The organism is Spirochaetota bacterium, from assembly GCA_034190085.1.
Lineage (GTDB): Bacteria > Spirochaetota > UBA4802 > UBA4802 > JAFGDQ01 > JAXHTS01.
In genome coordinates this window covers 24,746-47,553 of the sequence record JAXHTS010000026.1, presented here as the reverse complement: position 1 = coordinate 47,553, position 22,808 = coordinate 24,746, and the positions used below count along the sequence as shown (strand labels likewise).

The following is a 22,808-nucleotide window of genomic DNA, read 5'->3' as shown; positions in this document are numbered from 1 at the left end:
CTCAGCTGTATATCTCCGTCTAACTCGCTTCTCTTGCATCTTGTCCTCCTGGTTATTATTCTCGGAGGATTTACCAACTTAATTTCTGATTATTATTGTCCCATTTCATTGAAGCGAGACACTATGACCAAATTGACATACATTTTTTTTGTAACATTTCCTTTGATTTATAATACGAATAGAATTAAGGTTTTTTGCTTTCAATAGTAAAAGATCAGGAATAATACCTTATCCCTGTTTATATAGGGGGTAGGGTATATTTTTATTGATATCATAATATTCCCTGATAGTTATATTCAAAACTGAATGATTGCCTAAATAAAGGATCAATTCTTTGGAGGAGATCAATTATTTTGATGAATCCTTATGATAATTTTAAGTAACTACTTCAAAAAAAGTGGCAGGTAATCTTCCCATGCTATTTATTGATACCTTACATTTAGTAAAGTAAAATAATCGATGTTAACTAACCTTATTATTTCTCAAATACTTTTTGTTCATTTGAAATTAATCTAACTTGACAAATGTTCATATTCCTAGTGCTTATAACATTTGGATTAATTAGTATTGATATAATGAAAAAAATATATATTCAAGGAAATCAGCGGTTGGAAGCATATCAATTATTATTTCTTTAGGATGAGACATCCCTTAACTTTCAATAAAATTACATCAGAGATAGTATCATCTTTCATAAAACAACTTATTAAGATGTTATACCATTCAGAATTATAGTTATTGATGTAATAGGGGGGATACGGTTATAATTTACAATATTTGCTAGACGAGATCCTAATTGAGATTTCCAATTGCGACTATTCGTTACTACTAAAGATAATGAAGGTGAAAAATTTCGTTGCTTACATTTTAGGAGGATTAATATATGATAAACGTAAGCGGTTTAACAAAGTATTATGGAGATTTTTTAGCGGTAGACAATATCTCCTTTTCCATAAGGGAAGGTGAGATTACTGGGCTTCTGGGGCCAAATGGCGCTGGGAAGACAACAACCCTAAGGATGCTAACATGTTATCTAAATCCAACTTCAGGGAGGATAAACATTGGCGATTATCTCGTAGATGAAAATCCACTGGAGGTAAAAAAACTGATTGGTTATCTTCCTGAAACTGCCCCACTATATAGTGAAATGGTAGTTTATGATTATCTTCAGTTTGTTGGTGAAATCAGAAGCATAGTGGATCAAACCAGGATTAAGGAGATAGCTAATCTCTGTGGGCTGAATGATGTCATGCATAAAAACATCGGTGCACTATCCAAGGGGTATAAGCAGAGGGTAGGACTTGCTCATGCCATGATTCATGATCCAGAGATACTAATACTGGATGAGCCCACAAGCGGGCTTGATCCCAACCAGATAATTGAGATACGAAATCTTATCAAAAGGATTGGGCAGAAAAAGACGGTAATTCTCTCAACACATATATTATCAGAGGTTGAAGCTACCTGTGACAGGGTAATAATAATTGATAGCGGTCACATTGTGGCAGACGCTAGAACCTCTGAGTTAAAATCAGGTGTAGGCAAGGATGTGAAGCTTTCCATAAAGGTCAGTGGAGTAAACTTTAATACCCTTTCTGAAGAAGTCAAAAAAATAGATGGGATAAATAGCATAAAGGAAAAGCACGACGAAGAAGGGCTGACCTCTGCTACAGTAATATCATCTTCTGATAAAGACGCTAGAGCGGATATATTTAAGCTGATAAGTGAAAGAGGGTGGATACTCTTTGAAATGTTGAAGGAGCATCGGACTCTTGAAAATGTTTTTAGAGAATTGACGAGAGGAGGAGATAATGAATAGACTCAGGAAATCCATTATTATTATGAAGAAAGAACTGGCAAGTTATTATACAACACCAATTGCCTATATAGTTATTACTGTTTTTTTAGTCGTCACTGGATGGTTCTTCTTCTCCACCTTCTTTCTATATATGCAGGCTGAACTTAGAGGATTTTTCAAGCTTCTTCCAATAATATTCTCCTTTGTTATACCAGCAGTAACTATGCGTCTATTCTCAGAGGAAGAGCATACGGGCTCCTTTGAGATACTCATGACCCTCCCTGTGAGCACCTTTGATGTAGTGATGGGAAAATTTCTTGCTAGTAGTCTTTTTGTCACTGTGATGCTACTCCCAACGATTGCATACGTGATTACAATTTCCTTTGCTGGCTCACTCGATTATGGCCCCGTTGTGGGAGGATATGTAGGCGCAGTGCTTCTTGGCGCTGCATTCTCGTCGATTGGGGTTTTAGCCTCATCTCTAACCAGAAATCAGATTGTAGCCTTTATGATCTGTTTATCAATCTGCCTAACTCTCACATTGATAGATAAATTTCTTTTTTTTCTTCCTCCAACAATACTGAATTTTGTGGAGTATCTGGGAGCAGATTACCATTTTAGGAATATATCAAGGGGGATCATAGATTTTAGAGACATTATATACTTCCTTTCAGTGACAGTTATAGGAATAATTGGAACAATTCAAATATTAGAGGAAAGGAGATAGGGATATATGAAACTGAAAGAAATAGCCAAAAAACTTATAGAAAGGAATGCAATTTTCTTAAACCTCTCAATTATAGTATTAATAAACTTGGTGGGTTTAACATTATATTTCAGGATTGATTTAACTGAGAATCATGCTTATTCCCTTTCTGATGTGAGTAAGGATTTAGTATCCAACCTAGAGGATCCGCTTAACATAAAGGTATTCTTTTCAAAGGATCTGCCATCACCCTATAACTCAGTATATCGCTATCTCTCGGACCTACTCGAAGAGTATTCACAATATGGAAACAAGAATTTCCGATATGAGATTGTGGATGTGGAGAAGCATAAGGATGTGGCAAGTGACTTTGGAATATTTACTGCACAGATTAGAGAGATTAAAGACGATCAGATCAAGTTTAGGAATGCATATATGGGTTTGGCAATAGTCCATGGAGACATGATTGAGAAGATAGCCTCAATAACAGAACCAACCGGAATTGAATACAGAATAACAACTCTAATAAACAAGATTACTGGAAAGATAGATTCTCTTCTAAAACTGGAGAATCCGATAAACATTACGTTATACGCAAGCAGCAACCTTCCTGTATCTGGGATGGAGAACCTAAATGAAAAGGTATCGGAAATCATAAAAAAATGTAATGTCCATAATTACAATAAGCTACAGTATCGTTATATAGATCCTTATGCAGATAATAGCGCAATGGATGCCGCGGACATTTATGGAATAATAAAGTTGAATTGGCCTTCCTTTAAATCAATGGAAGGCAAAACAATTAAATCAGGAGAGGGATTTGTGGGGATTGTAGTTGAAAAGGGAGAAAAATTTGAGACCATACAACTGCTTTCCAGAACGATCTTTGGTCAATACATGGTGGGTGAATTGAAGACCCTAGAGGATAGAATCAATAATGCGGTAGATAATATAATAAGCATAAATCCAAAAATAGGCTACATAACCGGACATGACGAGAAGAAACTCAATAATCGTGAAGAAGCCCTATATTTAAAGAATTTACTCTCTGATATGTATGAATTAAAGCCTATTGATCTTACCAAAGAGGATATACCTGAACATCTTAACACCCTAATAATTAATGGCCCCAAAAAGAAGTTGAGCGATGAAGAATTATTCAAGGTAGACCAGTTCATAATGAATGGGAAATCTGTATTGTTTCTACTTGATTCATTCAATGAGGTTAATCCCGGGATGGGTAATATGCTTCAGAGGGGCCCTGTTATTTTGCCGCTGAATACTGGTTTGGAAAAGTTAGTAGCACACTATGGTATAACTGTTAACAAGGATATTGTGCTTGATAAAAAATGCTACAGAGCGATTCAGGGAGGATTTGGAGGTCAAGAAATCTATTTTGCTCCAATTATTGATGTTGATGGACTAAATATGGACAATTTAATAACAAGGTTTATCAAGACAATTGTTATACCCAAGGCATCATCATTGAGTGTTGATAAAACGAAACTTGAGAAATTGGGAATCAAGGCTATAGAATTAGTATCCTCATCAGAAAAAAGCTGGTTGATGAAGGGAAGAATCAATTATGCGCCCTGGGGCATGTCGCCTCCTAATGAATCGAATATGTCAAAATATAATCTATCAACGCTCTTGACAGGAGAATTTGAGAGCTACTTCAAGGATAAGGAAATCCCGATCAAAAAGGAGAATAAAAAGGCAAAGGAGACTCCTATAAAATCCACTGAGTATCTCATAAAGTCGAAGAAACCGGCAAGATTGATCGTTGTTGGAACTTCTGAAGTAGCCGCATCCACTGTAGTTGATAAGGATGGCAGGTCCCCGAATGCTGTTTTTATTCACAATATGATTGATTATCTTTCTGGCAATTACAACATCCCAGAGATGAGAAGCAAGGGACTGGAGATTAATCCCTTACAGGATACTGATGAAACATTTAAATTGCTAATAAAGCTCTTTAATATTGCCGGCTTGCCATTTATTATAATAATAATTGGGCTTGTTATATGGAGAAGAAGAATATCAAGAAAAAATAAAATAATGGAGGAATTTGGTAATCATGAATAAAAGGGTAGCAATCAGCCTAGGAATCATCGCGATTTTACTAATCTATTATCTTATAGCTAACTATCATAAATCGGAAGATATTATTGAGCTTCAAGGATGGCAGGATGATATTGACGAGATCCTTCTGAAAAAAGGAGAAGATAGGGATGGTGCCATTAGGATATATAAGAAGGAAGGCAAGTGGGTAATAAATAAACCAGGATATATTGCTGATGACTCGATTGTTACAACAATGAAAGATGGGATGAAGGAACTGAAAATAATTGACTTTATCTCTCGTAGAGAACATTATGTGAGATATAATTTATCTCCTGAAAAGGCGATAAGGGTTACCGTCACAAAGGATAAGGAGACATTAAGGGATATTCTAATCGGGAAAAAGAGTTCTACAGGTCAGAGCACCTATGTGAAAATGTATGATACGCCTGAGATATATCTTGCCTCCGGCGATCTTAATCGCCAATTTGATAAAACCATTGAGGAGATGAGGCAAAAGGTTGTTTACAACATCACCAAGGATTCTATCACCTCTGTTGATTTTATATATAAGGGCAAAAAGCTCACGTTTTCCAAGGTTGAACAAGAAAAACCTGATAAGACCGAATCCAAAGGTGAGTGGGATAAGAAGGGGAAGAAGAAGCCTGAGGAAGAATTTAGATGGATATGTAATGAATATAAGAATCTTGAGATAGATAAGAAAAAATTCGATTCATTTTTAATAGATTCACGCTCAGTAAGGGCGGAATCTTACCCTGATATATCAAAAAAATCACTCAAAAGAGCCATATGCAGTATTAAACTAACCACCCTTGAAAAGACGGTTGATTTGAATATATATAATATGGTTAAAGACGAAAAATATATGTGTACTTCAAGCGAATCGCCCTATGTTTTCGCCTTAACTAAATGGAATGCAGAAAAGTTCTTTAAGTCAATATCTGATTTTACTTCTAAGAAAAAGAAAAGGTGATTATTCATTTCCTCGACTTACTTCTCAATCTCATCTTCCTTAGTTAGTCACTTAAGGCTGCATCAAAATATATATGGAGGGGATAGACATGTCTTTAGCAACTGATAACAAATTGGAACGACTTTTTTATCCAAAAAATATAGCAGTAATCGGAGCCTCTCCTAAATCAGGTGCATTCCTGTTTGGTGGCAATGGCTTCATATTAGGCTCAATCAAATTAAATTTTCAAGGCGGCATCTATCCAGTTCATCCCTCCGCTGAAAGAATATTGGGATATAAATCATACAAAAATATTCTGGAAATTCCAGAGGATATTGACTTGGCAATTTTTAGCGTACCTAGATCCGTTGTCCTTTCAGTAATGCGTGATTGTGTGAAAAAAAGGGTTAAATTTGTGCATATTTTCACTGCAGGCTTTAGCGAAACAGACCGTAAAGAAAATACTGAAATAGAAAAAGAGTTGCTTAGTATCGCCCATAAAGGGGGTATAAGAATACTCGGCCCCAATTGTATGGGAATATACTGCCCCGAGGGGGGTCTCTCTTGGTCAAATGATTTTTCAAGGAAACCAGGAACAATTGGATTTGTTTCGCAGAGCGGACAACTTGCGACACAATTCATTGAGCAATGCAAACATCATGGGCTTCGTATAAGTAAGACCATCAGCTTTGGCAATGCCAGTGATTTACAGTGTCATGATTTTATTAACTATTTGGCTCAAGATGAAAAGACTAAAGTCATTGGCTCATATGTTGAGGGGATGAAAAGCGGACGTAGTTTTTTTGAAGCTGCAAAGGGAGTTACTCTAACAAAGCCGCTGGTAGTATGGAAAGGCGGACAGACTGAAGGCGGCTCCAGAGCCACACAGTCTCATACAGCAGCAATTGCCGGATCACCACAGATATGGCAGTCCCTCTGCAAACAGACTGGGATAATTTCAGTGAACTCAATAGATGAGATGGTCTTTACAATATCTGCCCTGCAAAAGACAATCCTTCCTAAAGGAAGGAATGCTGCCATACTTGGAGGTGCTGGCGGTGGAAGTGTGACCATGACAGATGCCGCGGAACGCGAGGGATTAAAGGTGCCTCAACTTTCAGCCGATACCATTAAATCTCTGGAAGAGTTTATCCCTATAGAAGGCAGCAGCGTAAAAAATCCACTCGATATTATGCCTGCACTCTTTAATGAAGATCACTTTAAAGAGGTATTCGCGCTTCTGCGTTACGATCCAAACATTGATGTTATCATTTTCACTCAACAGATGGATACAATCTATGGGATAGGAGGAAGACGTCTCTTAGATGCTTTTATAGCACTGACACTTGAGGTTATAGTGAATTTGAATAAACCCATTTTCATCATACTCCAGAGGAGTTTAACCCTTGAGGGTGAAGCCCTTCGACAAGAAGCTCTGGGTAAGTATAACCGCGCAAATATTCCGACTTTTGAGTCTTTTCAATCGGCCTTCCGAACCGTCTATAATATGAACCAATACCAAAATTTTCTATCTTCCCGAAGATAGCTGAATTCCTCTAATTGGTTTAACAATCCTGACTAAATTCTCAGGCATTCCTTGGAAAGCATGAGAGCGATATGGTTTAATTATTTATAAATTTCCCATACTACACGTAATGTGTAGTCGTTTCTAAGGACACATACAATTCTCATATACACCGCAAGAAAGCCAATGTTTAAATCAATACACAAGCCTTATAACGTTCATTCCCAACCAACCAGCACTATTGATCCTCTCATCTCATTATAGTATACCTTAGAATCATAATTGTTTAATTGATGTATTTGTCTCGGCTTTTAATACAACTCCGATAAAGACATCGGAATTAGTTACCATAGTGGTTATTACAACACTGTTAACCTTACGCGGCCTTGGAATTCCGGTGCGAATGGACCTCTTTACCCATATATCGTCAAGTTCGTACGGTTTTAGGTTAAGATATTTTTTGCAGAAACGCTTAGCAATCTTGGGATCTTTATTTAATAGGATCTTGATATCTCCACCGCCATTCGGCCAACGTGTAATTCTACCAGTAAAAATCCGCTTAATCTGGATTTTTGATAGCTTGCCCCTGGTTTTGTTAATTATAACTACAACATCATTGTTCTGGGCAGGAAGATCTTTAAAAATAATATTATTAGAATCCAATATAAAAAATATAACTAAAAATATATATAAATATGCCCTTTTTGGTTTCATTGATTCCTCCTCAAAATGCTAATGAAACAGATCCTGTATATACATCAAAATCATTGTTGATATAACTTAAGGGAATATGCAGATTAACATGATTCCATTCCGCCTTAATGGAAACCACCGGATCAGGTTTAAAATTAAGACCCACAACCTGCAAATTTATACTTTTCGAAACTGTAAGTTTTAGAGGATCTTTAATGTCTTTATATGAATATTCGTATCGAAAATATGGTGTTATCTTTCCGAAGAATTGATATTCGCCTTGGATATAGTAGGTATAATAATTATAATCTTCTATTGTCAATTGCTGTTTTGATACGGGATCTACAATACGAGGATCATTATTCATATCTATCTCTTGATATAATCCTTCCGTTTGCAGAACAAATGTTCCATCTAAGGGCAATGAACGAATTGTAATTTTCAGGTGGCCTAAACCACTGGTTTCCATTTGCCTTGCTGTATACCTATCTAATGAGGAATCACTTGAGAAATTAACATATGTAGTAATATCCGTTGGATCATCCGTTGCCTCATTAGGCGCTATACCAGGCACTGTCTTATAAACCTTGTACAACAATAGGGATCTTTCCCCATAATACACTGAACCACCAAATTCAATATAGATGTTATCAGCAATTGGATGCAGGATAAAATTCATAAATCCGCCAACAGATTTATTCTTATCAAAACTATCTGATTCAGCATCGCCTGTTGATATACCATTCCCAACATAAGCAGCATATTCGAATAAAATATCCAAGGGAATACCATATTCACCATAAAGCTCTACACCTGTTTGTGTTTGGGGCATGCCATAATTACCAGGTGGGGAAACCACTAATGGAAGCCTTATGGAAGTAGTAGCAGGTTCACCATGATCCTGGCTAAATATGCCATAGGGAGTTATATACTTTCCTGCTCGAAGCTTAGCATAAGCAAGTCTTTTCCATTCAATATATGCCCGTTCAATATAGATTGATCCATAGTCAAACATAAAAAAGTATCGGTCAACATGCGTAGTATTGTTTGGCATAGCATATATCAAGGGTAAGGGCTCCGTTTGCCCGGTAAGTGGATTGTTAAAGCTATATGTATCATTACTTCCATCACCATCCATATCATATGGTGTCAGTTGATAATCTCCAGTTGGCGCATAATTAAATCTGATTTCAGAAAATGCCGACCAATCTCTAGTGGGTTTGAATGTAAAATAAAGATTTAGATTACTCTGCCAAAAGGAAACATTCTCATTTATATTTGGAGAATAAGCAGCTGCTGAGGAATTATCAAAGGAATCGAATTCAGTCTGCATATATCTCATACTCATAAATCCTGAAATAAAAAGACGTTGCTCTTCTTCAAGAAGTTGTGCATTAAGCCCCTGGGTAACACCTCCTATGAATAGCATTAAGCAGCATATTAAATTTATATACTTTCTCATTTTTACCTCCCAAGTAAATACTATCAATTATCTTTATGCAGCTTTAATACTGCTTAATTCGATTAAGCAGTAATATCTATTCGACAATATTGTTTTATTAAACCGCTATACTCTATTACTCAAGTTCTTGCTTATTGTCATCACCCCCTTTGATAACTACAGTGCTAATCGGAGCCGCGATTCTTGGCAATCCACAGCGTCGCCTAATCCGATTTTTCAAGCCAATGCAGGTCTTCATATGATCTCATTTATCTTCTTCTTTAAAATTCCGGTATGTCGTGTTCGATCTCCATTCGTGAAAGGGTGCATTATTATTGAGGCCTCCCATCTCATTATCGTTTACTATACAATCATAATTGTTTAATTGATGTATTTGTCTCGGCTTTTGATACAACCCCAATAAAGACATCGGAATTAGCTACCATAGTGGTTATTACAACACTGTTAACCTTACGCGGCCTTGGAATTCCGGTGCGAATGGACCTCTTTACCCATATATCATCAAGTTCGTGCGGTTTTAGGTTAAGATATTTTTTGCAGAAACGCTTAGCAATCTTGGGATCTTTATTTAATAGGATCTTGATATCTCCACCGCCATTCGGCCAACGTGTAATTCTACCAGTAAAAATCCGCTTAATCTGGATTTTTGATAGCTTGCCCCTGGTTTTGTTAATTATAACTACAACATCATTGTTCTGGGCAGGAAGATCTTTAAAAATAATATTATTAGAATCCAATATAAAAAATATAACTAAAAATATATATAAATATGCCCTTTTTGGTTTCATTGATTCCTCCTCAAAATGCTAATGAAACAGATGCTGTATATACATCAAAATCATTGTTGAAATAACTTAATGGAGTATTGGACTTTATATGATTCCATTCTGCCTTAATGGAAACCACAGGGTCTGGTTTATAATTAAGACCCAAAACATATAAATATATAATTTTTCCCCATATAAGCTTTAGGGGATCTTTTACGTCTCTGTCTGAATATTCGTATCGAAAATAGGGAGTTATCTTTCCGAAGAATTGATATTCCCCTTGTATATAATAGGCATAATAATAATAGTCTTCTATTATTAACTGCTGTTTTGAGAAAGGATCTACAATACGAGGATCATTATTCATCTCTATCTTTTGGTATATCCCTTCCGCTTGTAGAACAAAAGTCCCATCCAAGGGCAATGAACGAATTGTAATTTTCAGGTGGGCTAGGCCACTGGTTTCCATTTGCCTTGCTGTATACCTATCTAATGAGGAATCACTTGAGAAATTAACATATGTAGCAATATCCGTTGGATCATCCGTTGCCTCATTAGGCGCTATGCCAGGCACTGTCTTATAAACCTTGTACAACAATAGGGATCTTTCCCCATAATACACTGAACCGCCAAATTCAATATAGATGTTATCAGCAATTGGATGCAGGATAAAATTCATAAATCCGCCAATAGATTTATTCTTATCAAAACTATCTGATTCAGCATCGCCTGTTGATATACCATTCCCAACATAAGCAGCATATTCGAATAAAATATCCAAGGGAATACCATATTCACCATAAAGCTCTACACCTGTTTGTGTTAAGGGCATACCATAATAAGGTTGGGAGGTGGAAACTACTAATGGAAGTCTTATGGAAGTAGTGGCAGGTTCGCCATGATCCTGGCTAAATATGCCAAAGGGAGTTATATACTTTCCTGCTCGAAGCTTAGCATAAGCAAGTCTTTCCCATTCAATATATGCCCGTTCAATATAGATTGATCCATAATCAAACATAAAAAAGTATCGGTCAACATGTGTAGTATTGTTTGGCAAAGCATATATCAAGGGTAAAGGCTCCGTTTGTCCGGTAAGTGAATTGATAAAGCTATATGTATCATTATTTCCATCACCATCCATGTCATATGGCATCAGTTGATAATCGCCAGTTGGCGCATAATTAAATCTGATTTCACTAAAGGCAAACCAATCTCTAGTGGGTTTGAATGTAAAATAAAGATTTAGATTACTCTGCCAAAAAGAAACATTCTCATTTATATTTGGAGAATAACCAGCTGCTGAGGAATTATGTAGGGAATCGAATTCAGTCTGCATATATCTCATACTCATAAATCCTGAGATAAAAAAACGTTGCCCTTCTTCGAGTTGAGCATTAAGCCCCTGCGTAATACCTCCTATGAATAGCATTAAACAGCATATTAAATTTATATACTTTCTCATTGTTACCTCCCAATAAATACTATCAATTATCTTTATGCAGCTTTAATACTGCTTAATTCGATTAAGCAGTAATATCTATTCGACAATATTGTTTTATTAAACCGCTATACTCTATTACTCAAGTTCTTGCTTATTGTCATTATCCCCTTTGATAACCATAGTGCTAATCGGAGCCGCGATTCATGGCAACGCACAGCGTTGCCTAATCCGATTTTTATAAGCTAATACAAGTCTTTATGTGATCATGTTCTGTTTCCTATATTGTTCAGGCAAATCATGCTCAATTTCTATTCATGAAATATTCCGAAAGCTATCTCGCATCAACATACTTGGCCTTGTGTGATTTATCTCATACCTTTGGTGTATACTCATCCCAATGCTACTTTGCATACTCAAGAATATTACAAGATTGTTACAATATGACTCTCCCCCTGTGATCTTTTTAATATCTCATATTGAACATCCAGTCCTTAAATAACCGAAGATCATCTTCATGAAAATTACAGGTTTATATTGATTGTGGTATTGGTGGGATTGATAGTCTTCCTGCATCAGGGTAAGTATTATATCTATTATTGATTCAGCGTCATCTGGCAGGTTATTACGATCTGCAATCATATGTTTATTTTATGTCACATGATGATAAACGCAAGCATTTTTAAATGAATAAATGTAATTTCTCTTAAGCCTCCTGGATTTAAATTTGAATTGCAATAGGTTTCAAACCATAAAAGACTTCATAAAAAGTAAGCTATCACCGTAATCAAGTAATCTTAATATCCAACTGAATTCCACTGCTAATAACTCCTGCACCCCTTCTGTAGCCATTACCGGCAGCAAATTGTTTTTCGGATTATATAGAATATTCAATGAATATTTTATATAGTACTCATCGATAAAATATCACTTATCCTTCAGAATATTATTCGCAATTATCATACGCATAATCTCGTTCGTCCCCTCGTAAATCTGACAAATTTTGGCATCACGCATATGCCGTTCCATGGGATACTCGTTTATATAACCATATCCACCCAGAATCTGAACACCTTCAACTGCTGCTCGCATAGCAGCGTCAGAGGCAAAGCACTTAGCCATAGCCGCTTCCTTCTCAAAAGGTAAATGATTATCCTCAAGATAAGCAGCGCGCAGGGTCAACAGTTCCGCTGCATCAAGCTCCATGGCCATGTCGGCTAATTTCCACTGGATTGCCTGGAATTTAGATATAGACTGCCCGAACTGCGTCCGCTCCTTTGCATAGATTAGAGACTCCTCCAGCGCGACCCGCCCAATCCCTATGGCCTGGGCGGCGATACCGATACGCCCACCATCCAGTGTGATCAGCATCTGTTTGAAACCTTCTCCCTCCCTGCCCAGCAGGGCGTCAGCAGGAACCCAAGCATCTTCGAAGATAAGCTCAGCTGTTCCGCTAGCGCGAATACCCATCTTCTCTTCTACCACACCCACGGAAAACCCAGAGGTCTCCCTTAGATTTATAACAAAACTAGATATACCCTTGTAACCTTTATCCTTCTCCGTTACAGCGGCCATAACACAATAATCGGCCACATTACCATTGGTAATAAACCTCTTCTCGCCGTTTAGTATCCAACCCCTACCATCCCTTACAGCAGTTGTGCGCATGCTGGCTGGGTCAGATCCAGCCCCGGCCTCGGTCAAGGCATAGCACCCCAAGGATTTGCCTGCTGCCACAGGAGTGAGGTACTTATCCTTTTGCTCCCTAGTGCCAAAAGCCATGACCGGATAGCAATAGAGGGAATTATTTGCGCTCATGATGACGCCGGTGGAAGCACAGGCCTTTGATATCTCGATCATGACCAGCACATAAGAGACGTTATCCATCCCTCCCCCGCCATACTCCTCTGGAACAGCTATGCCTAAAAATTTAAGCTCCGCCATCTTTCTGAGAATATCCACAGGGTGGGCATGAATCCTGTCCAATTCAGCAGCCACAGGTCTAATATGATCCTCAGCAAACCGTCGAGCCAAATCCCGAACCATTTGTTGTTCTTCTGTTAATTGAAACTCCATAATAACTCCTCAACTTCACTTTTTTTATATCGCTAAATATAAATACAGTCTAAATCATTTCTATATCCGTTTAGCCATGAGTAAAGTAATATCATCACTCTTATGATAAGATTCCAATTCCTTCAAAATTCCATCCTGAATAGCATCAATAGAATCCATGTTGCAAAATCTCCTAAATATTTCTAATAACTTTTCATCAGAAAACATAACATCCCTTTCATCGGTTGCTTCAGTTATCCCATCAGTAAAGAGCAGAACGATATCACCATGATTCATCTTAAAGGATTCATCGCTGCTAATTCTATCAATATCATCAAATATTCCAAGCCATATCCCGTTTGTCTCAATCCGTTCAACCATGTCGCAATCCGCCCTATAGAGCATTATATCCTGATGAAGCCCTGAAAAGGTAACCTCACCCTTATCATTGGCGGATAATGCAGATAATGTCATATATTTCTCTTCACCGAGATTCTTAATATTTTTTGATAAAACCTTGTTTAGAATTGTCAACAATTTTGATGGTGATATATTCGGATGTTGATTTAGAATTGTCTGGATAGATGTCTGAGCCATCATCATAATAAGCCCTGCTGGAACCCCATGCCCGGAAACATCTCCAATAATAAGCCAATTTACGCCATCAGCATTGATCACATCAAAGTAATCACCTCCAACATCATCAGCTGGTATCATAATTCCTGAAATTTCAAATCCATTTATCTTTGGATTTATTGGCAGAAGCACTGTCTGAATCTTCTTCGCAAGCTGCATTTCTCCCCAAAGTGAATCCATTGCCTGAGAAAGCTTCATGTGTGACTGATGCAGTTCCTCCCTCTTCTGCATAAATAAATATACAACAATACTCAAAATTATAAAAAGAAACCCCATTATAATAAATAAAATCCTTGTGTTATTCAGCAATTGCTGAATCGAAGAATTAATACTAATTGTCTTACTTGTATGCTCCCCGATCTGACTGCTAAGATTTGAAATCAGTTGATCATCAACGATCGCAAAAACCTCAAGCATTGCATTCCCATAGGATGTTCCAACTTCAATATAAGCTTTTGCCACCTCAATACCTATCTCAAAATATGTATCTATTGATTCAGAAAGGGTCAATAAACTCTTCAGCTTTTGAGGGTCGTTAATAAATAACTGCTTTAATTTTAATATATCCTTTTGCGCCTTATCATAATATAATTTTGAATTTAAAAATTCATTATCATCTTCCTTCTCACCCCTGGTTGCACAAGTTAGTGAAATGCTTTTCTGCATTTTCATTATATTTTCCTCTAACTGAATATAGGCAAGAGTCCTGGGGAGTATCTTTTGAACCGCTGCTGAAGATTGTTGTTCATTAATCCAAGAGATATAACTAAAGTATAAAAATACAGAAACAGATGGGATGAAGAATGAAAGTATGGGTATGATTATTCTTCTATTGCCCTTGATCTTTTTTATTAAATTATTTATGACCATCATAAATATTATAAGCTAATTAAAACAACTTTGTTTTTATTTGATTATGATAAAATAATTGGGAAATATTAAATATGCATTATTGGCGTTCCTGCAAAAAGTCGATTTCTATAATATCGATACTGATTACAGTCAATTACAGGCGACTATAACCAAATATGGAACACAAAATTTTGTCAAAAGTAATTTTTGCAGTAACGCCATTATTAGAAATCATATAATCTAAATAACTCTATGTATAATAATTATAATCGATTTTTTAAAATAGTCAATACTGAAGTTTTTTTTGTTCATGATCAGATATAGGAAAGGGGATGGATAGGCCTCTTTTCTATATTAAACAACTGAAACAATATAGATGAAAACGTCAAAAAAGTTTTATGTATATGCTTGACTCATATGTTGACAAATTTCGGAAGGGAGACATTAACATTAAAGTAGCTAAAAGAACCTCGTAATAATTCATTTCTTACTGATAGGTACTAGGGCTATCAATAAGTAGCCCAATGCTGACGAGTCAATTTTTTCTTTAGCGGCTAACTTCTATACGATATATTTTTGAAATTCATATGACAAATGACAGGAGATTATAATGTACAGTTTTTAGGGGGAAAGTGGTAGGAACAACACTGACCTATGCGATTAGGAGTAAGTGTTATGAACTTAATATAAGAAGTGTTATGTTTTTTAAGAATTTCCATAAGACCGAAATAAGAATTATCAGCTAATTGTTCATCATGTTTTGTTTGTTTTCAATCGAATATGGATGCAATTCAACCAATGATAATAACAATGATAATAATTTATATGAAATAGAAATTAATTCAGTTGATGGAATAATCCAACAAGATGAGACTATACTGGTGCATAGAACTGGTTTTGGAGTAAAGCATACCCTGACAAATTACGATTATTTTGATGAGTAAACCACAGATTGGTCATGTGATAATGCAGATGGTAGTTGCTCTAATCCCCCTAGTACAGGTGAGATTCAGTGGAAAAAATTGATTTTTTGAATGGGTGATTGCAAAACCTCTCCCTATAGTATGGATTGTTGCATGACACATATTGATGGTCATCCGTTATTCAATATCAACAGTGATTCACCACACTATTCCACTGGTCGGTCATTTGTGGAGTGGCCGGAATATTGGGATGGTAGTTTATCTGCTGGTGGGTTGCCAAATGGTTCCCTAAAACTTGATTTTTCAAACACAGATGAAATTTTCTTTGTTTATTATCAAAAATATGATGATGATTGGCCCGAAGAATCCGGTACAAATACTGACCATGATTATCGTCCTCCTGATGATAAATTGTGGACGGTTTATCATGATAATGGCTACAGAACATTTGGGAATTGGGTAGTTGATTTTGTTGGTGTTAGAAAATCAAATGGAAACAATCCTGTAAATCATGAAATGTATAATTCATATGGATTTTCCTTGGGTGATGAATGTCCAACATGTGTTTTTTATAATCCCGGCTCTAACTATATTAGTTCGTACACCACAAGAACAACAACAGAGGGTGTTGATCATGTAGAATGGGATTCCCGCGGAAAGTGGATGGAGTATAAAGTCCACCTAAAGATGAAAACCTGGGCTGGTGAAACCGCAAAGGCAAATGGAATTGCTGAGGTCTGGATAAATGGAACAAAAATAACTGATGATAGCATGGAAGTAAATAAAAATATACAAACTTGGCTATTTGAGGGAAACAGAGCCATTGCTTATCACGTGCTTAAGACAGTATGCCGTGCTTGCGGATGAGATTTTTCGTGACATAATGCTTCCATTAAGTGCAGGGGAAATGTAAGAATTAGCTCAAAATCCTTGCACATGGAGCAAACGATGTACTGGGCTTGCCTCGTTTTTCTGAACACAGATTAAAGAGGGGTAAATCACTATGACAAATTTTTGATTTCATCTATAGCTCTGTCTTCATTCACAAAATAGAATAGGGTCCCCCCAATAATAAACAATAATGAGATAGATGTAATACTAACCCTAGTTGCAATATCACCGCTATATCCCATAGATCTTACTAAGAGACCGACTCCGCCCATGAGCACTGGGCCAATCACTACAGCAAATTTACCTATCATATTATAGAATCCAAAGAATTCGGCCGATTTGTCCACAGGTATAATCTTTGCATAGAATGACCGACTTAATGCTTGAATGCCGCCTTGAACTAGGCCAATTATACTAGATAGAATATAGAACTCGATTTTACTGTTTATAAAGGCGCCCCAAATAGTAACGAAGAGATAAACGATTATGGCGATAAATATTGCCCGCTTTGTGCCGATTCTGCCTCCGAGGTAACCAAATGCTATAGAGGATGGGAACCCAATGAACTGTGTGATGAGCAAGGCTAGGACTATATTGTTGGATTTAAGTCCAATTGAGATTCCATAATCTACAGCCATACGAATGATAGTATCCACCCCGTCTATATAGAGCCAATAAGATATTAGGAATAAAAAGATGGTCTTCATATGACGAACTTGCTGAAATGTTTCTTTGAGTTGTATAAATCCGGACTTAATCATGCCTACTGTAGGTTTTTCCTTTTCACTAGCTGGTTCCTTGACAAATAGGAATAAGGGCACAGAAAATAGAGCCCACCAGATACTAACGGAAAGGAATGACCATCTTACAGCCTCATCAATGGATGTAAATCCAAAGGTTTTTGGACTTAGGGTCATCCATACGTTCAAGGATAGAAGAATTCCACCGCCTAAATACCCTAAAGAGTAACCCAGCGACGAAACGAAATCTATCTTTTCTTCAGAAGCGATACCAGTTATCAGAGAGTCATAAAAGATGTTCCCCCCTGAGAATCCAATGGTTGCAAGGATATACAATATTATGGCAATTTGCCAACTCCCCTTTGCAACCAAGTATAGAGAAGAACTCATCACAATACCTAAATAGGTAAAAAAGAAAAGAAATTTCCTTTTTGATGTTCCCTTATCAGCAATCGCTCCGAGTATTGGAGCTACCATTGCAATAAAGATACCAGCGATGGAATTCGCCATTCCTAACCTAGCCGTGTTGATTGTAGTATCTGTATCAATACTCCAGAATTGATTAAAAAAAATTGGGAAGAAGACAGCCATGATTGAAGTGACATAAGCTGAATTAGCCCAGTCATACATTCCCCATCCAAATATTGCTCTCTTGTTATTAAGTTGCATAATTGATAAATCCTATTATAATATTAATTTTTGCTCGATGGCCTATTCTAAATTATTAAATATATCAAATGCGTAGATGTAATTACTCATTTGAGGAAATATGAGAAAATTTGACAGCATCATTATAGCGTCATCGGGTGAGGAAAAGTCGATTTTCTCTCTTTTGGTGAAATTGCTTTTCGTCGCCCTATTATTTAAGGGCTATTGTTGTTTTTGACAAATATTTTTTTGTACTTGAATAATCCTATTTCCTATGCTCACCTATCTACAACCGCTTTAATGCGTTTTGACCTTGTTCATTGAGAGATAAATATTATGAATTGAGCAATTTAAGTGTTCACAAGGGGGAGAAATGAAGATAATCAATCTTACTGATGAATATAGGGATTTGTATTATGTTTGCCTTGAAGATTGGTCAGAGGAGATTAAAGAGGCGGGTGACCACAAGAGGGTCTGGTATAATAATATGAAAGACAAGGGACTTGATGTGAAGCTTGCTCTTGATGATGATGGAATTGTGGGAGGGATGATTCAGTATATTCCAATTGAACATTCATTTGCATTAGGAAAGGATGTTTATTTTATAAATTGCATTTGGGTTCATGGGCATAAGAAGGGTAGGGGAAATTTTCAGAAAAAAGGGATGGGAAAATCGTTACTTGAGGCTGCTGAAAGTGATGTGAAGGCTAAAGGTGCAAAGGGAATCGCTGCTTGGGGGATTTCCCTGCCCTTTTGGATGAAGTCCTCAGGTATAAAAAGCAGGGATATGAAAAAGTGGATAAGCAAGGGATGCAGGTGCTGCTTTGGAAGCCCTTTGTTGAAGATGCAGAGGCTCCTAAATGGATAAAAAACGAAAAGAAGCCTGACTCTATTCCAGGGAAGGTGACGGTGACAGCATTCCTTAATGGCTGGTGTCCTGCTCAAAATATGATTTTTGAGCGAGCAAAGAGGGCTGCTTCAGAATTTGCTGATAGTGTTGTCTTTCGTGAAATAAACACTTCTGATCGAGATGTATTTTTAGAATGGGGAATTTCAGATGCACTTTTCATAGATGCGAAAGAGGTCAGGACAGGTCCTCCACCTTCATATCAAAAGATAAAGAGGATGATTGCAAAGAGAGAAAAAAGATTATAAAATAAAAGCTCCCCTTCAGTAATTTGCAGAATCGAGCTATCGTTATTAGCGAGGGGAGATTTATTCAATTTGCTTAAGGAGGCAGGAATGAAAATTGAACTAATCTTTCCTGGACGCGAACTTGAGACGAGTAGAGCCACGGCTCTGGTAATGCCCCTGGCTCCAACGCTTTTAGCCGCTTTAACACCAGAGGAACATGAAGTAAAAATAATTGATATGTTATATGGCGATAAAGTGGACTATGACTCCGATGTGGATGTGGTGGGCATAACGGTTCGCACTCCCCTTGCAGTTGTGGCATATGAAATAGCGGATATTTTTTTGGCTAAAGGGAAGAGGGTGGTTTTGGGGGGGCCTCATGTCTATGCTTTCCCTGAGGAGTCCAAGGAGCATGCCACTTCTGTTGTCATTGGCGAAGCTGAAGAGCTGTGGCCGGTTGTTCTCGAGGATGTTGAGAGGGGTATGCAAAGTGATTATTACGTCAGCGGTCCCTATAAAACAGACTTCCTTTCAGGTAAGGTATTTCACAGCAAGCAACGGCCTAGCTTGGCCAATCTGCCTATGATGAGACGAGACCTTCTGCCTAAGAATCGTTATCTGATGGATTCAATGTTTACAACACGGGGGTGTCCGAATCATTGCAGGTTCTGTCCTGTGACTGACATCTTCGGAGCAAAGATTAGGCATCGACCTATCGATGAGGTTGTATCTGAGGTTGCTACCCTGCGGAAACGCTATTTTAATGTTGATGACAGTGTCTTTGGTCATCCGCAGATAGTTGATCGCTTACATGAGAATAATTATTACCTTGATCTATATCGCGAACTCGCTCAACTGCGTCCTCGACACCTTTGGGTGGGCGCTGGAGGGTTGTCTGCTATAAACTACAAGGATGGTCAGAAGATATTGGAACTTGCTACGGAGAGCGGTCTTTGTGCAATAGCCGCAGGTCTTGAGTCAGTGAACAAGTCTGGTCAGACACAATCCGGAGCCTGGAGGAAGTTGCATTGTGCTTCACCCGATACTTTTGATATTGAGACAATGAAGAAGAACATCAGGATCATTCAGAGCCTGGGGATAGAGGTTTGGGGATTTTTTATAGTAGGATGGGATGAAGACACCCCTGAAACCTACAGACAAACATTGGATTTCTGCAATGAATGTAACATTATCCCCTTTATCTTTACCCTCACGCCTATGCCTGGGAGCCAGATTTACCGAGAGTATCTCGATAAGGGAAGGATATTTACGGACCTTTCTTGGGATTGTTACGGCGGTGAGTCAATTGTCTATAAGCATCCCAATATGTCGCCTGAGGAGATGTTTGAAATCAATGGAGAGGTTATGCTCCAAGGATACACCATGGGGCGTATTGTATCCAGGACTTTTCATGCATTGAGAAACCGCTTTTCCTTAGATGTCGCTACAACCTCCTTCTTCACTCAAATGGGATTGAGGAAATCTTACAAAAAGGTCTACATGTCAAAGGAGAAGCATGCATAACCCTGCATCGATTCTTGGTTTTGTCTGTTAGTAGTTTCTATCGATTTACTTGAATAAGATGTGGTTTCGATATGCTCATATTCTTTTGAATAGAGAATGAGTAATACTATAAAGCTTTTTGACATTTAATAATTTTTATGAAATTATCTTGACCGAATATTATACATCATATGATTATGATGTATAATATTCCTATAAATATTAGAAATCATGAGACTCAATGTACTTTTATCGGAAAAGATAATAACACTACCCAATTGTCTTTCATTCTTAAGAATATTGCTAATGCCAGTATTTGGTTATTCTCTTTATCTTGAAGGCACAACAGGAATAAAAGAATATAAATACCTAACCCTTTCAATAGTGGGTTTAATAATCTTAACAGATTTTTTGGATGGCTACTTTGCAAGACTCTTAAATCAGGAATCAAAGATTGGTCAGTTCCTGGATCCTATTGCAGATAAAATTGTATGCACCCTTGGGCTTTTTTTGCTTTATATATATAAGGATTTCCCCTTATGGATTGTTATTCTTATGCTATTAAGGGATATCTATAGCATCGTTGGCGGAATTATAATTTTTTCCAATCGAGATATCCAAGTGAAACCAAACAAATTTGGGAAAATCATGGTTGCATGTATTGGCCTTTCCGCAATAATATACATACTCTCCCCCTCCTATAGCTTATATGGACTAACATTTCAGCTAACCTCTGTTATCCTTATCATAACATTCTTGCTATTATCAACTATCCTCTATTGGAAGACCTATTCAAAGGTATATTTTGAGAATAAAACATAAATACTGCTTCTTCCCTTTATTTTTATTATTTATATTAACGACCTCATCCACTCTATCACAGATAAGAGAATTGGAAGTAAAAACCTTGAATAGGAGACAGTATATTTCTCTATATGAATTTATTGAAGCCTTTGATATTAACAATTCATATGATGTCATTATTGGAAGGGGCAAGTTATTTTACAAGGGATCATATGTCGTATATCAGGTTGGATTTTCCATTATACTGGTAAACGGGGTGTTGGAGAAATCGGATTATCCAATAATTCAAAAGAATGGAGAAATTCTATTCCCAATTCGTATCATTAGCAGCATATTGGGCCACCTCTATCCTTATCTTTCCTTCAAAATAAGAGGAAGGAGCTATTGTTTATATTATAAAAAAAGGGTTTCTCCGGGAGGACAGGGTAAACCTGCTAAGGGGGAGATTGATAAGGATACGAATAAGCTATTAAAGAAAGATAAGATTGATTTTATAGTCATTGATCCAGGACATGGGGGAAAAGATCCTGGGGCTATTGGTAAGGGTGGGCTAAAGGAAAAATGGATCACCCTAAAGATATCCAAACATTTGGAGAGATACCTCAAAAGGAGGATGAAAAAGATAAAGATTAGATTGACTAGAGGTAGTGATAAGTTTTTGGAATTAGAGAAAAGGACGGATATTGCCAATAATCTATTAAAATTGAGAGGCAATGGTATTTTTTTAAGTATTCACGTCAATGCATCCATTTCGCAAAGGATATCCGGCTTTGAAACATATTTTCTATCCCCAAATCCAACTAATGAAGAAGCCAGAGCAACCGCTGCTCTGGAAAATAATGTGATTATTCTTGAAAATAAATCAAAGAGAAAATTTTATGATGATGTTGAATATATTGAAGCTATTATGCTCACAACTCAAATTCAAAAGGAGAGTTTAATGCTGGCAAAATGTGTTCAGCAGGAGATGGATAGAAAGATATGGGAATTTAAATCTAAGGGAGTGAAAAAGGCAGATTTTTTTGTATTAAGAGGCACTCTAATGCCAGCTATTTTAGTGGAGGTTGGTTTTATAACAAATAATAAAGAAGCAAAATTATTAAAAAATAGCAGCTACCAAAAAAGGATTGCCAATGGAATTGGAGATGGTATAATATCATTTATAAGAAAGTATAATAAACAGCTTAATAATTAATGAA

Annotated in this window: 20 protein-coding genes; 12 read left to right on the top strand and 8 right to left on the bottom strand. The window is 37.0% G+C overall.

The genetic code is table 11. The features are described from left to right. Positions 1–883: 883 nt before the first annotated feature. The 5 genes from SVZ03_05250 (at position 884) to SVZ03_05230 (ending at position 7,084) form a co-directional block, all read left to right on the top strand. Positions 884–1,819: an ATP-binding cassette domain-containing protein gene (locus tag SVZ03_05250; GenBank protein MDY6933617.1), complete on the top strand. Its 936-nt coding sequence runs from the start codon at positions 884–886 to the stop codon at positions 1,817–1,819. Further along, positions 1,812–2,525 carry an ABC transporter permease subunit gene (locus SVZ03_05245; protein MDY6933616.1) on the top strand — a complete coding sequence of 238 codons (714 nt, stop codon included), beginning with the start codon at positions 1,812–1,814 and terminating at the stop codon, positions 2,523–2,525. Before SVZ03_05250 ends, SVZ03_05245 begins: the two co-directional genes overlap by 8 nt. Before the next feature lie 6 nt (positions 2,526–2,531). Beyond that, entirely contained in the window at positions 2,532–4,589 is a 2,058-nt protein-coding gene (locus SVZ03_05240; GenBank protein MDY6933615.1) for a Gldg family protein, read from the top strand. Next, positions 4,582–5,559 (top strand): DUF4340 domain-containing protein, encoded by a 978-nt coding sequence (locus tag SVZ03_05235; GenBank protein MDY6933614.1) that lies wholly within the window; start codon positions 4,582–4,584, stop codon positions 5,557–5,559. The genes SVZ03_05240 and SVZ03_05235 overlap by 8 nt, the downstream gene beginning before the upstream one ends. A gap of 88 nt (positions 5,560–5,647) precedes the next feature. Then, entirely contained in the window at positions 5,648–7,084 is a 1,437-nt protein-coding gene (locus tag SVZ03_05230; protein ID MDY6933613.1) for a CoA-binding protein, read from the top strand. 255 nt (positions 7,085–7,339) lie between these two features. Here SVZ03_05230 and SVZ03_05225 read toward each other — a convergent pair whose 3' ends face one another. The 7 genes from SVZ03_05225 to SVZ03_05195 all read right to left on the bottom strand — a co-directional run bounded on the left by SVZ03_05225 (position 7,340) and on the right by SVZ03_05195 (position 14,786). Further along, complete coding sequence (locus SVZ03_05225; protein ID MDY6933612.1) at positions 7,340–7,777, bottom strand: hypothetical protein; 438 nt, start codon at positions 7,775–7,777, stop codon at positions 7,340–7,342. A gap of 10 nt (positions 7,778–7,787) precedes the next feature. Further along, entirely contained in the window at positions 7,788–9,218 is a 1,431-nt protein-coding gene (locus tag SVZ03_05220) for a hypothetical protein (protein MDY6933611.1), read from the bottom strand. Between the two features lie 115 nt (positions 9,219–9,333). After that, entirely contained in the window at positions 9,334–9,456 is a 123-nt protein-coding gene (locus SVZ03_05215) for a hypothetical protein (protein MDY6933610.1), read from the bottom strand. 112 nt (positions 9,457–9,568) lie between these two features. Further along, on the bottom strand, positions 9,569–10,006 hold the full coding sequence (locus SVZ03_05210; protein ID MDY6933609.1) for a hypothetical protein: 438 nt from the start codon (positions 10,004–10,006) through the stop codon (positions 9,569–9,571). 10 nt (positions 10,007–10,016) lie between these two features. Next, positions 10,017–11,447 (bottom strand): hypothetical protein, encoded by a 1,431-nt coding sequence (locus SVZ03_05205; GenBank protein MDY6933608.1) that lies wholly within the window; start codon positions 11,445–11,447, stop codon positions 10,017–10,019. A 903-nt stretch (positions 11,448–12,350) separates the two neighbouring features. Next, complete coding sequence (locus SVZ03_05200; protein MDY6933607.1) at positions 12,351–13,499, bottom strand: acyl-CoA dehydrogenase family protein; 1,149 nt, start codon at positions 13,497–13,499, stop codon at positions 12,351–12,353. A gap of 60 nt (positions 13,500–13,559) precedes the next feature. Continuing rightward, positions 13,560–14,786: a PP2C family protein-serine/threonine phosphatase gene (locus SVZ03_05195; protein ID MDY6933606.1), complete on the bottom strand. Its 1,227-nt coding sequence runs from the start codon at positions 14,784–14,786 to the stop codon at positions 13,560–13,562. A 944-nt stretch (positions 14,787–15,730) separates the two neighbouring features. Here SVZ03_05195 and SVZ03_05190 point away from each other — a divergent pair. Together SVZ03_05190 and SVZ03_05185 are read left to right on the top strand one after the other, a co-directional pair. Next, on the top strand, positions 15,731–15,910 hold the full coding sequence (locus SVZ03_05190) for a hypothetical protein (GenBank protein MDY6933605.1): 180 nt from the start codon (positions 15,731–15,733) through the stop codon (positions 15,908–15,910). Between the two features lie 132 nt (positions 15,911–16,042). Then, entirely contained in the window at positions 16,043–16,756 is a 714-nt protein-coding gene (locus SVZ03_05185) for a hypothetical protein (GenBank protein MDY6933604.1), read from the top strand. 134 nt (positions 16,757–16,890) lie between these two features. On the opposite strand, the gene SVZ03_05180 is transcribed toward SVZ03_05185, so the two are convergent. Beyond that, the gene (locus SVZ03_05180; GenBank protein ID MDY6933603.1) at positions 16,891–18,189 is read right to left on the bottom strand and encodes an MFS transporter; all 1,299 of its coding nucleotides are present in this window, start codon (positions 18,187–18,189) and stop codon (positions 16,891–16,893) included. A 352-nt stretch (positions 18,190–18,541) separates the two neighbouring features. On the opposite strand from SVZ03_05180, the gene SVZ03_05175 reads away from it, so the two are divergent. The 5 genes from SVZ03_05175 to SVZ03_05155 all read left to right on the top strand — a co-directional run bounded on the left by SVZ03_05175 (position 18,542) and on the right by SVZ03_05155 (position 22,804). Beyond that, on the top strand, positions 18,542–19,036 hold the full coding sequence (locus tag SVZ03_05175; protein ID MDY6933602.1) for a GNAT family N-acetyltransferase: 495 nt from the start codon (positions 18,542–18,544) through the stop codon (positions 19,034–19,036). Then, positions 18,979–19,323, top strand: a complete 345-nt coding sequence (locus tag SVZ03_05170; protein MDY6933601.1) for a hypothetical protein — start codon at positions 18,979–18,981, stop codon at positions 19,321–19,323. The genes SVZ03_05175 and SVZ03_05170 overlap by 58 nt, the downstream gene beginning before the upstream one ends. Positions 19,324–19,410: 87 nt before the next feature. Next, a complete protein-coding gene (locus tag SVZ03_05165; GenBank protein MDY6933600.1) occupies positions 19,411–20,826 on the top strand; it encodes a radical SAM protein in 1,416 nt (471 codons plus the stop codon). Between the two features lie 210 nt (positions 20,827–21,036). Continuing rightward, the gene (locus SVZ03_05160; GenBank protein MDY6933599.1) at positions 21,037–21,627 is read left to right on the top strand and encodes a CDP-alcohol phosphatidyltransferase family protein; all 591 of its coding nucleotides are present in this window, start codon (positions 21,037–21,039) and stop codon (positions 21,625–21,627) included. Positions 21,628–21,712: 85 nt separating this feature from the next. After that, entirely contained in the window at positions 21,713–22,804 is a 1,092-nt protein-coding gene (locus tag SVZ03_05155; GenBank protein ID MDY6933598.1) for an N-acetylmuramoyl-L-alanine amidase, read from the top strand. The last annotated feature ends 4 nt before the right edge of the window (positions 22,805–22,808 follow it).

What these genes read in the sequence shown, in the direction of transcription:
- SVZ03_05220 (MDY6933611.1), bottom strand. Translation starts at nt 9,218, where the DNA reads ATGAGAAAGTATATAAATTTAATATGCTGCTTAATGCTATTCATAGGA.
- SVZ03_05160 (MDY6933599.1), top strand. Translation starts at nt 21,037, where the DNA reads ATGAGACTCAATGTACTTTTATCGGAAAAGATAATAACACTACCCAAT.
- SVZ03_05165 (MDY6933600.1), top strand. Translation starts at nt 19,411, where the DNA reads ATGAAAATTGAACTAATCTTTCCTGGACGCGAACTTGAGACGAGTAGA.
- SVZ03_05175 (MDY6933602.1), top strand. Translation starts at nt 18,542, where the DNA reads ATGAAGATAATCAATCTTACTGATGAATATAGGGATTTGTATTATGTT.
- SVZ03_05185 (MDY6933604.1), top strand. Translation starts at nt 16,043, where the DNA reads ATGACACATATTGATGGTCATCCGTTATTCAATATCAACAGTGATTCA.
- SVZ03_05200 (MDY6933607.1), bottom strand. Translation starts at nt 13,499, where the DNA reads ATGGAGTTTCAATTAACAGAAGAACAACAAATGGTTCGGGATTTGGCT.
- SVZ03_05170 (MDY6933601.1), top strand. Translation starts at nt 18,979, where the DNA reads ATGCAGGTGCTGCTTTGGAAGCCCTTTGTTGAAGATGCAGAGGCTCCT.
- SVZ03_05240 (MDY6933615.1), top strand. Translation starts at nt 2,532, where the DNA reads ATGAAACTGAAAGAAATAGCCAAAAAACTTATAGAAAGGAATGCAATT.
- SVZ03_05250 (MDY6933617.1), top strand. Translation starts at nt 884, where the DNA reads ATGATAAACGTAAGCGGTTTAACAAAGTATTATGGAGATTTTTTAGCG.
- SVZ03_05230 (MDY6933613.1), top strand. Translation starts at nt 5,648, where the DNA reads ATGTCTTTAGCAACTGATAACAAATTGGAACGACTTTTTTATCCAAAA.
- SVZ03_05195 (MDY6933606.1), bottom strand. Translation starts at nt 14,786, where the DNA reads ATGAAAATGCAGAAAAGCATTTCACTAACTTGTGCAACCAGGGGTGAG.
- SVZ03_05245 (MDY6933616.1), top strand. Translation starts at nt 1,812, where the DNA reads ATGAATAGACTCAGGAAATCCATTATTATTATGAAGAAAGAACTGGCA.
- SVZ03_05235 (MDY6933614.1), top strand. Translation starts at nt 4,582, where the DNA reads ATGAATAAAAGGGTAGCAATCAGCCTAGGAATCATCGCGATTTTACTA.
- SVZ03_05180 (MDY6933603.1), bottom strand. Translation starts at nt 18,189, where the DNA reads ATGCAACTTAATAACAAGAGAGCAATATTTGGATGGGGAATGTATGAC.
- SVZ03_05205 (MDY6933608.1), bottom strand. Translation starts at nt 11,447, where the DNA reads ATGAGAAAGTATATAAATTTAATATGCTGTTTAATGCTATTCATAGGA.
- SVZ03_05225 (MDY6933612.1), bottom strand. Translation starts at nt 7,777, where the DNA reads ATGAAACCAAAAAGGGCATATTTATATATATTTTTAGTTATATTTTTT.
- SVZ03_05210 (MDY6933609.1), bottom strand. Translation starts at nt 10,006, where the DNA reads ATGAAACCAAAAAGGGCATATTTATATATATTTTTAGTTATATTTTTT.
- SVZ03_05215 (MDY6933610.1), bottom strand. Translation starts at nt 9,456, where the DNA reads ATGAAGACCTGCATTGGCTTGAAAAATCGGATTAGGCGACGCTGTGGA.